Annotated in this window: 13 protein-coding genes; 7 read left to right on the top strand and 6 right to left on the bottom strand. The window is 37.1% G+C overall.

All coding sequences use genetic code 11. The features are described 5' to 3' along the window. Positions 1–62: 62 nt before the first annotated feature. Both ACLU24_RS00305 and ACLU24_RS00300 read right to left on the bottom strand, forming a co-directional pair. Entirely contained in the window at positions 63–3407 is a 3345-nt protein-coding gene (locus ACLU24_RS00305) for a leucine-rich repeat protein (RefSeq protein WP_412609245.1), read from the bottom strand. 191 nt (positions 3408–3598) lie between these two features. Further along, positions 3599–4696 carry a glycosyltransferase family 2 protein gene (locus ACLU24_RS00300; RefSeq protein WP_412609244.1) on the bottom strand — a complete coding sequence of 366 codons (1098 nt, stop codon included), beginning with the start codon at positions 4694–4696 and terminating at the stop codon, positions 3599–3601. Between the two features lie 146 nt (positions 4697–4842). Here ACLU24_RS00300 and ACLU24_RS00295 point away from each other — a divergent pair, with 146 nt between their 5' ends. The 5 genes from ACLU24_RS00295 (at position 4843) to ACLU24_RS00275 (ending at position 8967) form a co-directional block, all read left to right on the top strand. Next, complete coding sequence (locus ACLU24_RS00295; RefSeq protein WP_412609241.1) at positions 4843–5562, top strand: pseudouridine synthase; 720 nt, start codon at positions 4843–4845, stop codon at positions 5560–5562. 237 nt (positions 5563–5799) lie between these two features. Beyond that, positions 5800–6909: an ABC transporter ATP-binding protein gene (locus tag ACLU24_RS00290; protein ID WP_412609238.1), complete on the top strand. Its 1110-nt coding sequence runs from the start codon at positions 5800–5802 to the stop codon at positions 6907–6909. 132 nt (positions 6910–7041) lie between these two features. Beyond that, a complete protein-coding gene (locus tag ACLU24_RS00285) occupies positions 7042–7386 on the top strand; it encodes a PadR family transcriptional regulator (RefSeq protein WP_412609236.1) in 345 nt (114 codons plus the stop codon). After that, positions 7376–8380 (top strand): HAAS signaling domain-containing protein, encoded by a 1005-nt coding sequence (locus tag ACLU24_RS00280; RefSeq protein ID WP_412609233.1) that lies wholly within the window; start codon positions 7376–7378, stop codon positions 8378–8380. Before ACLU24_RS00285 ends, ACLU24_RS00280 begins: the two co-directional genes overlap by 11 nt. Before the next feature lie 2 nt (positions 8381–8382). Further along, complete coding sequence (locus tag ACLU24_RS00275) at positions 8383–8967, top strand: histidine phosphatase family protein (protein WP_412609230.1); 585 nt, start codon at positions 8383–8385, stop codon at positions 8965–8967. Positions 8968–9246: 279 nt separating this feature from the next. Here ACLU24_RS00275 and ACLU24_RS00270 read toward each other — a convergent pair whose 3' ends face one another. Further along, complete coding sequence (locus ACLU24_RS00270) at positions 9247–9747, bottom strand: putative signal transducing protein (protein WP_412609227.1); 501 nt, start codon at positions 9745–9747, stop codon at positions 9247–9249. A 314-nt stretch (positions 9748–10061) separates the two neighbouring features. Between ACLU24_RS00270 and ACLU24_RS00265 the strand changes: the two genes are divergently transcribed. After that, on the top strand, positions 10062–11192 hold the full coding sequence (locus ACLU24_RS00265; RefSeq protein WP_412609225.1) for a hypothetical protein: 1131 nt from the start codon (positions 10062–10064) through the stop codon (positions 11190–11192). A gap of 98 nt (positions 11193–11290) precedes the next feature. On the opposite strand, the gene eno is transcribed toward ACLU24_RS00265, so the two are convergent. Then, complete coding sequence (gene eno / locus ACLU24_RS00260) at positions 11291–12550, bottom strand: phosphopyruvate hydratase (protein WP_412609220.1); 1260 nt, start codon at positions 12548–12550, stop codon at positions 11291–11293. A gap of 70 nt (positions 12551–12620) precedes the next feature. Next, positions 12621–12794 (bottom strand): hypothetical protein, encoded by a 174-nt coding sequence (locus ACLU24_RS00255; RefSeq protein ID WP_412609218.1) that lies wholly within the window; start codon positions 12792–12794, stop codon positions 12621–12623. A 214-nt stretch (positions 12795–13008) separates the two neighbouring features. On the opposite strand from ACLU24_RS00255, the gene ACLU24_RS00250 reads away from it, so the two are divergent. Next, positions 13009–13185 (top strand): DUF1540 domain-containing protein, encoded by a 177-nt coding sequence (locus ACLU24_RS00250; RefSeq protein WP_412609216.1) that lies wholly within the window; start codon positions 13009–13011, stop codon positions 13183–13185. Between the two features lie 314 nt (positions 13186–13499). On the opposite strand, the gene ade is transcribed toward ACLU24_RS00250, so the two are convergent. After that, positions 13500–15206: an adenine deaminase gene (gene ade / locus ACLU24_RS00245; RefSeq protein ID WP_412609213.1), complete on the bottom strand. Its 1707-nt coding sequence runs from the start codon at positions 15204–15206 to the stop codon at positions 13500–13502. Positions 15207–15333 lie beyond the last annotated feature (127 nt).

The raw sequence follows: 15333 nt of genomic DNA, 5'->3' as shown, positions 1-15333 counted from the left end.
AGCAATGATATTTTAATGGAAAAAGCCTCTCGAATTAACGAGAGGCTTTTAAGTATTTTAGTTTAGGTGATGCTCTTGCATCTTACACGATTAAGTCGGCAATATCTCTTGATATAGGCATTGTCTTGTGAACAATAAACAACAAGAGAACGACAACCGAGAAATGCATTTTCTTCGATTTCTGTAATAGTATCAGGAAGCGTGAGGGATTTAAGTCCTGAACACTTACTGAATGCACCGTAACCTATTTTTGTAATTCTTGATGGAATATCGAGAGTTTTAAGCTTTTCACAGCCTGTGAATGAACCCGGAGCGATTTCTGTGACAGCTTCAGGAAGATTTATTGTTGTAAGAGATTCACACCAGCTAAAACAATTCTTATGTATTTGAGATACACTTTCAGGAACTTTAATTGTTTGGAGTGACTTACAACCGCTGAATATGTTTTCAGCAAGACCGTGAATGCCATCAGGAATTTCAATATCAACTATGCTTGCGCAGTTCATAAAAGCATGTCTGCTTATATGTTGTATTGATGATGGTATCTTGAAATCTTTGAGTTTTTCACAGCTACCAAAGCACTCTGCATTTATTCTTGTGATGCTATCAGGAAGTTTAATAGATGTAATTGAAGAACAACCTTTAAATGCACATTTTCCTATTTCAGTAACACCATCAGGAATATTGATTGTAATAAGCTTGATGCAGCCCTCAAATGCACTATCGCCGATTTCTTTAAGAGATTTAGGAAGTGCGACAGCTTCTATCTTTTGATTATCTTTAAAGGCTTCGTCATCAATACGAATAACGCCCTCAGGAATTTGAATATGATTGAGGGTGAACTTATTAGCGTCTTCCTTTGTGAATACTTCACTGGTGCTTGAAGTTTCGGGAACGCTTGGTTCTGGAATATTTACTACAATATTTTCTGCTGTAGGCTCTTCAGCCGGAGCAACATTTGTCTCTGGTTGAGGAATCGGAATTTCAACAACTGGCATGGTTTCCATTGACGGCTTTTCCATCGATGGCTTAGAAATAGGCTCATCAGATGGTTTTATATTTAAGGAAGAAAGGTCAACCTTGTGAATAGGTTCATGATTTTCTGCCGGTGTTTGAATTACCGGTTCAGCAGAAACCGGAGTTTCTTGATGTAACGCTGTGTTTGAAACGCTGAAACCATTTGTACGGTCTGATGTACCAGTTGAATTTGTTGGAATATCAATAGGTTTAACATCAGCAACTCTACTATTTCCTCTGTTATGTACAGCCCATGGAGCATTCATATATTGGTCTATATCAACATTATTTTTCTTGGCTGTTGATTCTGGCTGTGGAATGAATGGAGCCTCTGATTCCGGATTTGTTTCAGCAACCGGCTCTGGCTCAGTTTCTTTTTCAATAGGCTGTGGCTCAGGTTCAGGCTGTGGTTCGGGTTGTGGCTCAGGTTCCTTTTCAGCTTCAGATTTTACTTCTTCAACAGGTTGCGGAACAGGCTCATTTACAGGATTTTGTTGAGCGTTAGGTTGAGGAGGCATACCCCAAGGATTATAAGGCTGTTGCTGACCTTCAGCCCCCTGTTGAGGAGGCATACCCCAAGGACCGTAAGCCCAAGGATTATAAGGCTGTTGCTTACCCTCAGCACCTTGTTGAGGAGGCATACCATAAGGACCGTAAGCCCAAGGATTATAAGGCTGTTGCTTACCCTCAGCACCTTGTTGAGGAGGCATACCATAAGGACCGTAAGCCCAAGGATTATAAGGCTGTTGCTGACCCTCAACACCTTGTTGAGGTGGCATACCCCACGGACCATAAGCCCAAGGATTATATTGTTGCTCGGGTGATGAACCAAATGGTGTTTGTTGAGGAGCAGAGTTTTGTTCAACCTGCTCGTTTGTATGTTCACTTGTATTATTTTCAGATTCTTCTACTGGTGTTTCAAAGACAGGTGATTCGATAACCGGCTCTTTAGCTTCTTCGGTAGGAGCTTCAAAGACAGGTGACTCGATAACTGGCTCTGTAGATTCCTCAGTAGGAGCTTCAAAGACAGGTGACTCGATAACCGGTTCTTTAGCTTCTTCGGTAGGAGATTCAAAAACAGGTGACTCGATAACCGGTTCTTTAGCTTCTTCTGTAGGAGCTTCAAAGACAGGTGACTCGATAACCGATTCTTTAGCTTCTTCGGTAGGAGCTTCAAAAACAGGTGACTCGATAACCGGTTCTTTAGTTTCTTCAGTAGGAGCTTCAAAGACAGGTGACTCGATAACCGGTTCTTTAGTTTCTTCGGTAGGAGCTTCAAAGACAGGTGACTCGATAACCGGTTCTTTAGCTTCTTCGGTAGGAGATTCAAAAACAGGTGACTCGATAACCGGTTCTTTAGCTTCTTCTGTAGGAGCTTCAAAGACAGGTGACTCGATAACCGATTCTTTAGCTTCTTCGGTAGGAGATTCAAAAACAGGTGACTCGATAACCGGCTCTTTAGCTTCTTCTGTAGGAGCTTCAAAGACAGGTGACTCGATAACCGATTCTTTAGCTTCTTCTGTAGGAGCTTCAAAGACAGGTGATTCGATAACCGGCTCTTTAGCTTCTTCGGTAGGAGCTTCAAAGACAGGTGACTCGATAACTGGTTCTTTTTGCTCTTCGGCAGGGGTTTCAGAGACAGATGATTCTGTATTAGTCTTGTTTAGTTCTTCAGATTGTTGTTCGACAGATTTATCATTTTCAGGTGACTGCTCAAATATCTGAGGTTCGTAAACATAGAAATCATCTTGAGTATGGTGAGATGGCTTATTAAGCTCTTCTTCTGATACTTCTATTACTTCCTGTTTCTTATCATCCCATGTATCACCATTGCTTTCAACAGGATTAACCCAAACTTTATCAGGCTGAACCCAGACTTCGTTTGAATTCTCTTGATTCCAAGGGTGACTTACTGTTTCTGGAATTTGATACATATGAATATTTGGAGTAATTCCAAACATAGGAACACTCCATCCGAGAGCGTATACTATAGTTTCTACAGCATAGCATGCCCATTTTTCAGCCATGCAGGCATCTTGCGTCAAAATTTTGATTGACTGGAGAATTGCAATACACTTATCAATTTCGCTTTGGTCTGTAGCATCGTACAATGTAGTACAGACTCCTTCGTTCATTGCTTCGACAATTACTTTTCTTTCCTGCTTGAGCTTAGGCATAAACTTGTTTAGAAGCTTTGTAAATTGTTCATTATCAACAATTACATCACTGCCGAAATTATCGACAATATAACGAACACCTTCCTTAGCATTAGTGAAGGTTATTTGTCTTGGAGCTTCTTTTTCAAGGCTTGCACCGCAGAAAGGGCAACGCTGTATGAGATCTATGCGATTGCTTGCTTTCCACTCGCTACCGCATTCAGGACACTGCATAAAATATCACCGCTTTCAAATTTACTCATCTATTTAACTATACTAAATTCTTTCGGAATTTTCAATAGATATTACAAAATTTTATAAAATTTTTATAAATAATAATCAAAACGCCAAATTTATGATACATTTAAATATAATATTAGGTATAAATTAAAGTTAATTTTATACATATTTAAATATTAAAATAATTATTCTCGACTTTTACTTAATTTTTTCATTTCAATACTTACACTATCAATATTTTTTTTAGAATTTTTATCTCTGTGCTTTAACCAAAACGGCATTTGAAATATTCCTACGATTGTTCCAAACCCATATGCTATATGAAGCATAGGAAAGATAAATGGCAAAAGAAATTCGCTAAAATGTTTTTTTGCCGGAATAACAGCTGTGATTGTCATAACAAGGTCGGCTAATAGATAAGCTATTCCAAGAATATATAAAGGTACTTTTAAGATTTGAAGTCCACAGACTATACCTATTATGTTTAGTGCTATACAGCCTATTATTGCCAAGACAAAACAGAATGGTACAAAATGAAAAACAGAAAGGCATTTAGGACAAACTCCAAGAGTTAAGCCTATCCATCTGCCGTTTCCGAATTTCTGCGCAAGCATTTTTTTAAGAGTTGTTCTTGTGTGTTGATATGAGATTATATCAGGTGAAAGGCAAAATTTGTATCCCGCCTGACGCATACGGTAATGAAGTTCGTTATCTTCTGTTCTGCCGAGAGTTTCATCAAATCCGCCTACATTTTCAAAGACTTCTCGTCTGTATGCAGCGTGAAACATAGAGTCTACATATTGTTTCTTATCGCTTTCTCTGCGATAAGACGCTATTGAACTGCCAAACATAGAACTTTCTGCGAGAAGTAGAGTTTCTTTCATTGGAGTTGGGTCTATTATAATGTTAGGTCTTGAACCACCGCTTATATTTTCTCCGCTTTCAATAACATTGATATTTTTTTCTATAAAATCATTTGGGATAGATGCGTGTGCGTCAACTCTGATTATGACATCACCGATTGACTTTTTAAGAGCAGTGTTCCAACCCGATGCCTGTGAACGCTTATTATTTTGAAGAATATCTACACTTATATAATCTTTGCTGTTTGAATGGGAAAATTGCTCCATTATTTTTTGCGTGTTATCCTCTGAGAGTGAATTGACAAGAATTATTTGAGTAAGCTTGTGCGGATATGTTTGATAGAGAATATCCGAAAGTATACCTGAAATCGTATTTTCCTCGTTATACGCAATTACACAGATTGAAACTGTCAGACTCATTGTTTTTCTCCTGATTTATCCCAAGATAGGGAGGATATTTATTCCTGATTATTATACTATTATATGTAATTCGTTGTCAAACATCGTAATGAAAGCTTGCAGGAATAAAATTGATATGTTAAAATCTATCCGAAAGGGGATTTTTTATGGCTCTTTTAAGAATAGATAAAATTCTGTCATCACAGAATATTGCAAGTCGAAAGGAAATAAAATCATTTATAAAACAAGGTAGAATAAAGGCTGATGGAAAAATTGTAGTGAGGCCTGAGGGTAAATTTGACCCCGAAAACTGTGAAATTACTCTCGATGATGAACCGATTTTATATAAGCGTTACATATATATAATGTTAAATAAGCCGAAGGGTGTTGTTTCTGCAAGCAGAGATAGTCGAGAAAAAACAGTGCTTGACCTACTTCCGCCCGAACTCAGACGCAAGGATTTATTTCCTGCGGGTAGGCTTGATAGAAATACAGAGGGTTTGCTTATAATTACAGACGACGGGGAGTTTTCGCATAAATTACTTGCACCTAAGAGCCATGTCAATAAGCTATATGAAGCAGTTGTTGACAGAAAGCTCACAGAAAACGATATTGAAAAATTCAGGACAGGCATAAATGAAGGCGGAGATGATTTTCTGCCGGCGGATATGAAAATTATTAGCGATAATACTGCTCTTGTGGAAATTTGTGAGGGCAAGTTCCATCAGATTAAGAGAATGTTTCATGCGGTCGGGGCAGAAGTTTTAGAACTTAAAAGGCTTAGAATTGGTGGTCTTTTACTTGATGAAAAGCTTTCACTTGGAGAGGCAAGAGAGCTTGATTCAGAGGAAATCAGGCGAGCCTTGAGTAGAGAAAAAATACTTTGAATAGTGTAATTAAAGATACTAAAATTATAAAAAATGGTTCTTAGAATAAATTTTACACAAATTGCACAAAAGTAACTATGCAATTTGTACAAAAAGACGGCTCTTTTTTTGTTTTTAGGCAATATACATAAACCGGACACCTTAGATTTAGTAAAAAAATGAATACCATTCTTTTTTCAAATCTGTTATTATATTATTATTGAATTAAATCGGGTTACCCACAGGAGGAAGCAAATTATGGCAAGTTTATCACTTAGAAATGTATATAAGATTTATGACGGTAATGTTGTAGCTGTTAGCGACTTCAACCTCGAAATCGAAGATAAAGAGTTTATTATCTTTGTTGGACCTTCAGGCTGTGGTAAGTCAACTACTCTCCGTATGATTGCAGGTCTTGAGGAAATCAGTAAGGGCGAACTTTATATCGGTGATGTCCTTTCTAACGATATTTCACCTAAGGACAGAGATATTGCGATGGTTTTCCAGAACTATGCTCTTTATCCTCATATGACTGTTTTTGATAACATGGCTTTCGGTCTTAAGCTCAGAAAGACTCCAAAGGAAGAAATGAGAAGAAGAGTTGAAGAGGCTGCTCGTATTCTTGATATTTCTCATCTTCTCGAAAGAAAGCCAAAGGCTCTTTCAGGTGGTCAAAGACAGCGTGTTGCTCTTGGTCGTGCTATTGTTCGTGACCCGAAGGTCTTCCTCCTTGACGAACCGCTTTCAAACCTCGACGCTAAGCTCCGTACTCAGATGAGAACAGAGATTTCTAAGCTTCATAAGAGACTTGGTACAACATTTATCTATGTTACACATGACCAGACAGAGGCTATGACAATGGGTGATAGAATCGTTGTTATGAAGGACGGCTTCATTCAGCAGGTTGATACACCACAAAACCTCTATGAGAAGCCATGCAACCTCTTCGTTGCAGGATTTATGGGTGCTCCTCAAATGAACTTCATCAATGCTACAATCGTAAGAGCAGGTGAAGACTACGGTATTTCATTCGGTAAGTATACTATTACTCTTCCGGAGTCTAAGAATAAGAACAACATTCTTTCTAAGTTTGTTGGCAGAGATGTTATTCTCGGTATCCGTCCAGAAGATGTTCACGATGACCCAGAGTTCCTCGAGAGAGCAACTGACATTATTGAGGCACAGGTTGAAGTTACAGAACTTATGGGTGCTGAAATCTATGTTTATATGACAATCGAGGGCGAATCTGCTGTTGCTCGTGTTGACCCATCATCTACTGCTGAAGCAGGCGAGCCAATCGAAATTGCATTCGATGTTGAAAAAATTCATATCTTCGATAAGGAAACAGAGAGAACTATCACAAACTGATAATTATTTTCTGAATATTATAAAAGGCAGAGGCTTAGGCTTCTGCCTTTTTGTATTGAAAAAATTTTTTCTTGACATAGTGTGTGATATACAGTATAATGATTACACACAATAAGGTGTGAGGTGAAGTATATGAATCATGATGAAATAGTTTCAGGTCTTATTTTGGAGTTAAGACGAGGAACATTGATACTTTTGGTTCTTAGCCAGCTAAAAGAACCAATGTATGGATATAACCTTGTCAAAAAACTTCAGGATAATGATATACCTATTGAAGCAAATACACTTTATCCTTTAATGAGGCGTCTTGAATCTCAAGGTCTGTTAAAAAGTGAGTGGGAAACAAGTGAGGCAAAACCAAGAAAATACTATAAGATAACTGATGATGGCTTGATTGTACTTGAGAGAGTAGTTAATCATTGGAATAACTTTTCAAAAAATGTTAATAGATTATTGGAGGATAACAATGAAAAATGATTTGATTGAAAGATATATCTATGCAGTTACTAAAAGATTGCCGCAAAAGGTTAGAAAGGATATTTCTAATGAGCTTAGAACATTGATTGACGATATGTTGGCGGAACGCTGTGGCGAGCTTGTTCCTGAAGAAAAGGATATAAGAGTTGTACTTACAGAGCTTGGAACTCCCGAAGAACTCTATGAAAAATATAATCCTGACAATAAAAAATGTCTGATAGGCTCTCCGTATTACTCTACTTATAAATATGTACTTAAAATCGTTATGATTTGTACTATTTTTGGTGTTATTCTTGCTAATATAATTTCGGGAATTCTTGATTTTTCAAAAAGCAATAGTATAGAAAATGTAGTATCATCGTCTGCGAATTTTATTGCGTCTTTAATTACAAATTTAATTATAAGTGTTGGAGCAGCATTTGGTTTTGTAACAGCACTTTTCGCATTTTTTTACCATAAGGATATTAAAATTGATACAACAAGCAATCTGGATAGCTTACCTTCTGTTCCTGAGAAAAATGAAAAAATATCAAAAGTAGACTCAATTATTAGTATTGGATTATCAGTGATATTTTTAATTGTATTTCTTACTGCACCGCAGATTTTCTGTGTTGTTATGTATAATGAATTTATTCCGATTTTTAATTTTGAAACAATCAGGCAAACTTGGTATATAATTGTGATGTTCAGTGTTGTCGGAATTATAAGAGATGTAGTTAGGCTGATAGAAGGAAGATACAGCAAAAAGGTTATGATAACAACTGTAGCAGCGAATATTATTTCAGGTTTTCTGTCGCTCTGGTGGCTTATGAATGACAGAATTATGAATCCTAAATTTGCGGATAATATTTCTAAAATATTTAATAACGAGAGTACATTTATAATTAATATTTTTAGCAACTTCCAATATTTCTTTTTAGGTCTTATAATTTTCGCATTGCTCTTAGATATATTAGTTACAGTATTTAAATATTTGAAAAACAAGGAAAAATAAAAATGACAACAATTTATTTTGTAAGACACGCACAGCCGGAATACTCTTGGAAGGACGACAAAACCAGACCTCTCACAGGTGAGGGAATTGCCGATAGTGAAAGGGTTTATGGAGTCTTGAAAGATATTAAGCTAACCTATGCGGTATCAAGTCCGTATAAAAGAAGTATTGATACAATCAAGCATTGTGCGGAAAGCCATGGATTGAGGATTGATACAGACGAACGCTTTAGGGAGCGTGAAAAAGGTTTTAATGGCAATAATTTCGGAATGTTCCAAAAGAGATGGAAAGATTTTGACTACCATGAGGAAGGAGGAGAGTCGCTTAGGAATGTTCAGGAAAGAAACATTTCGGCTTTATTTGAGATTTTAGACAATCACCCAAATGATAAGATAATTCTTGGTACACATGGAACGGCTTTAAGTACGATTTTGAATTATTTTGACCATAGCTATAATTGTGATAGTTTTTTGAGAATGATTGACTTTATGCCATACATTATAAAATTAGACTTTAATGGCATAGAGTGTGTCGGAAAAGAAGAAATACTTATTGTAAAAAAGGAATTTAAGGGAAGTAAGAAATAATAAAAAGCACTTTGAACTAAATTATTTAGCTCAAAGTGCTTTATTATTGATTAAAAAACTATCAAGTTAAAAGTTATAATAAACATTTATTTTTAAGGGAACTCTCTGCGAGATTTTCCTACGAAAAATATTCCGTTGGAATTTTTTTATCCTCCTGTGCTTTGAGGAATATAAAGTATTTCGCCATCTGTGGACAGCAACCAAGGGTTCTGTCTTTGGGAACTGCAAGCTTTTGAAAAAGATTGAGCAAAACTTTTAAGTTTTATCAAACCTATGTTATTATGCACCAAAAAGATTTTTTACTAAAGCAATTCCTGCATCTGTGACAGTAATGACTATCCAAACAACAATTATAAACAAAACTATTGAGGCTAACTTTACCCAAAAACGCTTTCTTGGACTCATATCTTGGTCTGAATCATCAATTTTTATATCATCTGGAACGGTTATGGTGTTATCCTCCGGTTTCATTGCACCTATTCCTATCAAAACATCACAAGCGTGGTTATATGCGGCAAGAGGCACAATAATATTATTTTCGCCGAGGTCACCCTCGTTAAGAATTTTCATATTTACATTGCCCTCAGCTTCTTTAATTACGCAAGGGATACTCTCACTTTCTAAGGCGGATTTTATACGTTCAAGTTCAAATCCGCCTGTTGTTATGATACAGACGGGGGATTCGCCGGCAGGATTTTCAATAAGGGTTTTACCACATTTTTGGCATTTATCATTTTGAGTGTCAAATATTTTTTTGCAGCGTGAACAATATTTTATCATAAATTTAAGGACACAGTTGCCCTAAACCACCTTTCAATAGTATTAAAGCTAATAAAAATATTATAGTCTATTGCACTATACTTGTCAAATTAACTCGAATGTGCCTTAAAATACTATGAATTTGCACAAAACGAGGTGTGTAACTTTAGCAAAAATAACACAAAAGTTGAGTTTGAAGCAAAAACTTCGGAAATTTTATTGCAAAGTTGTAAGAATTGTGGTATATTTAACCTAAATTGAAATTGTGTTTATCATTGGGTAAACAATAATTCCAATAAATAAAATTTTCTAATATTAATTAGGAGGAAATTACAATGAATAAGAAAGCTTTAAGTATTCTTCTTGCAGGCGCAACAGCAGCTTCTGTAGTTGTTGCTTCAGCAGCTTCAGCATCAGCTGTTTATGAAGATTTTCAGCTAGAGGGTGCTACATACGGCGTTATCGGCGATTTCAATAGCTGGGGCGGTGATGTAGCTCTTACAGATGAGGACGGAGACGGTCTCTACACAGCGACTGTATCAGTTCCTGCTGAGGGTTCTTCTTATAAGGTTCGTGCAAACGGCGGTTGGGATTACAGTTGGGGTGCAACCAATGCAGACGGCGTTACAGCTAACAGCCAGGATAACTGCAAGTTTGACGAATCAGTTTATGGCAAAGATGTAACTGTTTACTTTGATACTCGTACAGGTAAGAGCGGTGTTGATACATGGTATGTTGGCACAGAAGAGCCAGCAGCTCCTACACCTTCAGAGTCTTCACAAGAGTCTTCACAGGAATCTTCAGAGGAATCTTCAACTCCTGAAGTTCCAGCAGGTAAGTATGCAGAAGCTTATAAGAAAGCATCTGAGCAGCTTGGTGAAGAGAACCTCTCTAAGTACTATTTCTTCGATAACAGCGAATCAAAGTGGGCTAAGGTTGGTGCTTACTGGTGGACTCCTGCTGAGAACGCAACATGGCCAGGACAGGAAGCTATCCAAATCGAGGGTACAGATGTTTGGGCTATTGAGTATAATGCTGAAACAACAAAGATTATCTTCAACAACCTCGTTTCTGACGATGAGTATACAGTAGATAATCCAAAGATTCAGACAAGCGATGTTAAGGTTGACGCTACAGCAAATGCTGGTAATATCTACATTCCAGATGTATCATCTGCAGATGCTAAGGAAGATGGCGCTGCTGTTACATATAAGGAAGGTAACTGGGTAGTATTCGATGCTTCTGGCGAGCCTTCAGTTGTACCAGAGCCAAGTGAAGAAGAATCAAGCAATTCTGCTTCAGCAGATGATTCCAAGACTCCTTCAACTCCTTCAAACGATGGTAAGGACGGTAAGAAGGGCGTAGAGACAGGTGATTCTGCAACACCTATCGCTCTTGCAGCAGTATTTGCAGCAGCAGCTCTTACAGCAGTTGTTCTTACAAAGAAGAAGGTTTCTTCTAAGTAATTTATAAATCAAATATAATTTGGACCTCCGCCGTAAAAAGCGGAGGCTTTTTGTTTATGTAGGGACGGATTTATTCCGTCCCTTTAGATTATGAAGTTTTATATTCCGTATTCGGAACACGCACCAAGCTTTTGCTCAATTCGTAAAAGTCTGTTATATTTTGCAACTCTTTCACTTCGGCAAGGAGCACCTGTTTTAATTTGACCGGCGTTTACGGCAACTGCTAAGTCTGCAATAGTATAATCTTCTGTTTCACCGGAACGGTGGGAAATTACTGTAGTATAACCAGCTTTTTTGGCAGTTTCTATGGCGTCGAGAGTTTCGGTAAGAGTACCAATCTGATTCATTTTAACAAGAATTGAATTTCCTGCACCAAGCTCTATACCATTTTTTAAACGCTCTGTATTCGTTACGAAAAGGTCATCACCAACCAGCTGAATTTTACTTCCAAGTTGCTCTGTAATATGAGTCCAACCTTTCCAGTCGTGTTCGCTCAGAGGGTCTTCAATAGAAATTATTGGATATTTTTCTGAAAGTTCTCCGAAATATTCTGAAACACTTTCACTCGAAAGTATAGTGCCACGCTTTGGAAGTCTGTAACTGCCCTCGGCATACCATTCGCTTGCGGCAGCATCAAGTGCAATTTTTACAGTATCAGTTGAGTAGCCAGCCTCTTGAATAGCCTCACATATGAGTTTGAGAGCATCTTCATCGCTTTCAAGGTTTGGTGCATAACCGCCCTCGTCACCAACACCTGTTGAACCTCCACGCTCTTTGATTACTTTGCCAAGAGTATGATAGATTTCACAGCATATTCTGAGCCCATGAGAAAAACAGTCGGCACCGACAGGCATAATCATAAATTCTTGAATGTCAATATTATTAGACGCATGAGCGCCTCCATTCAAAATATTCATCATTGGAACAGGCAATTTATAGCTATTTACACCGCCAATATAACGAAAAAGTGGAATGTCAAGAAAATTTGCGGCGGCTTTAGCTGTTGCAAGAGAAACTGCAAGAATTGCATTAGCACCAAGACGGCTTTTATTTTCTGTACCATCTTCAGCGTTAAGAACTTTGTCAATGGCTCTTTGATTAAGTGCGTTCATTCCAATTATAGATTTGGAGATTAGAGTGTTAATATTTTCAACAGCGGTTAGAACACCCTTTCCGCCATATCTCATTTTGTCATTATCACGAAGTTCGTGAGCTTCATAAACTCCGGTAGAAGCGCCGCTCGGAACAGCGGCTCTGCCATATGAACCGTCTATAAGAGTAACTTCTGCTTCAACGGTTGGATTTCCTCGTGAATCAATTATTTCTCTGCCATGAACATTTGAAATTGTAATTTCCATAATAATTCTCCCTTGTATTTTTTAGATTATTTTGAGTAAATTCGGGAAAAATATTCATAAGCAGAGAAAATTAAAATAAAAATCCTTTTTGTTCTTCTTGTCTTGCAATAGCCTGCATTTCTGAAAAGCTTCTTGCGTCCTCCATTTCAATTTTTTGCTTTATACTTTCTGGTAATGAACAAAAATATTCATAGCTTGAAAGGTCAGCGTCAAGTAAATCACTAAGACAAAGATATTCAGCCAAGAAATTCACCTCCTGAAATTATTATTAGCTGTTTATTTTATATAAATATAGGTAATAGCTACCGTAAATTAAGGAGATTGTTTAAAATTGAGCTTTGAATAATTTTTTGTATAAAGCAAGATGTTTTGGTTAAGATAATTGAGGACGACAAAAGCTGGCCGAAAAAATCGGTTCGGGCAGTCGTTATAAACTTATAATTTAAGGAGAATTAAAAATGGATTGTAATTGTCAGCCAAACAAATGTATTGAATGTACAGTAACACAATGTTCAAATCACTGCGAATCAGCTAACTATTGTTCTCTTGATACTATTAAGGTAGGTACTCACGAGAATAATCCAACAGTTAAGCAATGTACAGACTGTCTTTCATTTGAGCCAAAGCATATGTAATCTAAGCTAAAAAGCTAAAAGCAAAACGCAGTAAAGCCAAACGAAAATTGACTTTACTGCGTTTTTTGTTGATTTAAAGAATTTTGCCGTCTGCGGAGAATGACAATGGCGTTGCTCTTGTTCTATGAGCTTTTGAAAAGGCTTGAGCGAAACTTTTATCTGTCTTAGATAAGTGCGTCAGCTAAGCGGTAGTTTCTTCGACCGCGTCAATAATTTTCCCTAATTCACTACGAGCGAGACTTGTCGAGCGATTCCGCGTCTTGGGAGCGGCGGCTCGCCGCAAAAGGCTTGAGCGAAACTTTTGAGTGTCTTAATTACATTTCAAATATTCCCATATCGGTTATTCTTATTTCAGGAATCACTGGTAGTGCCATAAATGAAAGTGTTATAAATGGGTCTATATTTTTGTTTACACCTAAATTTCTTGCGGCGGATATAGTTTTATCAAGCTGTGAAATAAATTCATCTGTTGGAAGTACACTCATCAATCCGCCGAAAATAAGTGGTAGTGATTCGATAACTTCTCCATTGCTTACAACGGTATATCCGCCTTTAATATGCTTTAGTTCCTCTACTGCAAGAAGCATATCACTGTCATTATCTCCGACAACGATTATATTATGTGAATCGTGTCCAACGGTTGTGGCAACTGCACCATTTTTTAAACCATAGCCTTTTATAAGACCTATTCCCATATTGCCTGTTGCGTGATGACGCTCTATTACTGCAATTTTCAGAAGCTCTTTTTTTGCAAGAGCTTTTTGTGCATCAGCATAGGTGTATTCAAGCTTTTTAGTGATAATCTGATTGTCAATAATTCCTATTATAGAATATTTATCATTTTTAGGAAGTTCAAAATTTGAAATTTTAATAGGCGCATAATTTACAGAATTGAGTAGATATTCAGGACAACTCAACTTTTGCTCGAAGTTCAAATTTTTAAACGGAATACCGTCTTTATAAATTTCCGATATGCTGACATTTTCCATATCATCAAGTATAACTAAATCTGCTTTATATGATGGTGCAACTGCACCTATATGCTTTAAGCCATAAATTTTTGCGGCATTTATAGTTGCCATTTTGTATGCGTTGATAGGGGAAAGTCCAAGTGCGATAGCTTTCTTTATATTACAGCGTATAGTACCCTCTTTGCAAACATCGCTTAGGTGTTTATCGTCTGTACAGAAAGCCATATTATTTGTATCTATTGAATTATCAACGACACCACGAATTATATCTTCAAGATTTTTTGCGGCAGAACCTTCTCTTACAAGAACGGAAAGTCCAAGGCTAAGCTTTTCTATCGCTTCATCAAATGATGCTGATTCGTGGTCGGTCATAATTCCTGCAGCTTTATATGCTGAAAGAGGATTGCCTGAAAGCATAGGAGAATGTCCGTCTATTATTTCATTATCAAAGGCATCAAGCTTGTTCATAACATCTTCAGAACAACCAAGTACACCCGGAACATTCATCATTTCACCAAGTCCGAGAACACGAGGATTATTTTTAAGTTTGATAAGTTCATCAGCAGTTAAAACTGCACCGGCATGTTCAAACGGTGTTGATGGTACACAGCTTGGCAACATAACAAAATAATTTATAGGTAGATTTTCGGTCATCTCAAGTATGCTTTCAAGAGCAGGCATACCACCGACATTTCCTATTTCGTGAGGGTCGGTGATTATAGTTGTTGTGCCGAAACGAACTTCTTCACAAGCATAGACATTTGGAAGAACCATAGATGATTCAACATGAACATGAGCGTTTATAAATCCAGCAGAAACATATTTTCCCTTAAGATTTACTATCTCGAAATCTTCGGAGCTTGGATACATCTCAGAATAGTCTCCGATAGCGGCAATATAGCCATCTTTAATGAGAATATCTCCTGAATTTATTTTTTCTGTAAAAACATTTATAATTTTACCACCGCGCAGTATGAGGTCCGGCTTGATTTCTCCCATAGCGGTTCTGATAAGTGATTGCCTGATTTGTGAAAATGGCTTTTCTGTCATTACGTATACTTCCTTTTTAGATAAAATACCTTTAAATTTATTATACTATATAGTAACTTATAGCTTCAAGTATGAAAAAATAATATGTCAAATTTGCCGAAAGTAATTGCATTATTATGAATATATT

Origin of the sequence: Pseudoruminococcus sp., assembly GCF_047012705.1 — a bacterium.
Lineage (GTDB): Bacteria > Bacillota > Clostridia > Oscillospirales > Acutalibacteraceae > Pseudoruminococcus.
Note: the sequence above shows the minus strand (reverse complement) of the source record. Positions and strands in the feature narration are given on the sequence as shown.

Coding starts and splice junctions, on each gene's coding strand:
- ACLU24_RS00290 (WP_412609238.1), top strand. CDS start 5,800: ATGGCAAGTTTATCACTTAGAAATGTATATAAGATTTATGACGGTAAT.
- ACLU24_RS00250 (WP_412609216.1), top strand. CDS start 13,009: ATGGATTGTAATTGTCAGCCAAACAAATGTATTGAATGTACAGTAACA.
- ade (WP_412609213.1), bottom strand. CDS start 15,206: ATGACAGAAAAGCCATTTTCACAAATCAGGCAATCACTTATCAGAACC.
- ACLU24_RS00295 (WP_412609241.1), top strand. CDS start 4,843: ATGGCTCTTTTAAGAATAGATAAAATTCTGTCATCACAGAATATTGCA.
- ACLU24_RS00270 (WP_412609227.1), bottom strand. CDS start 9,747: ATGATAAAATATTGTTCACGCTGCAAAAAAATATTTGACACTCAAAAT.
- ACLU24_RS00300 (WP_412609244.1), bottom strand. CDS start 4,696: ATGAGTCTGACAGTTTCAATCTGTGTAATTGCGTATAACGAGGAAAAT.
- ACLU24_RS00285 (WP_412609236.1), top strand. CDS start 7,042: ATGAATCATGATGAAATAGTTTCAGGTCTTATTTTGGAGTTAAGACGA.
- ACLU24_RS00280 (WP_412609233.1), top strand. CDS start 7,376: ATGAAAAATGATTTGATTGAAAGATATATCTATGCAGTTACTAAAAGA.
- ACLU24_RS00275 (WP_412609230.1), top strand. CDS start 8,383: ATGACAACAATTTATTTTGTAAGACACGCACAGCCGGAATACTCTTGG.
- eno (WP_412609220.1), bottom strand. CDS start 12,550: ATGGAAATTACAATTTCAAATGTTCATGGCAGAGAAATAATTGATTCA.
- ACLU24_RS00265 (WP_412609225.1), top strand. CDS start 10,062: ATGAATAAGAAAGCTTTAAGTATTCTTCTTGCAGGCGCAACAGCAGCT.
- ACLU24_RS00305 (WP_412609245.1), bottom strand. CDS start 3,407: ATGCAGTGTCCTGAATGCGGTAGCGAGTGGAAAGCAAGCAATCGCATA.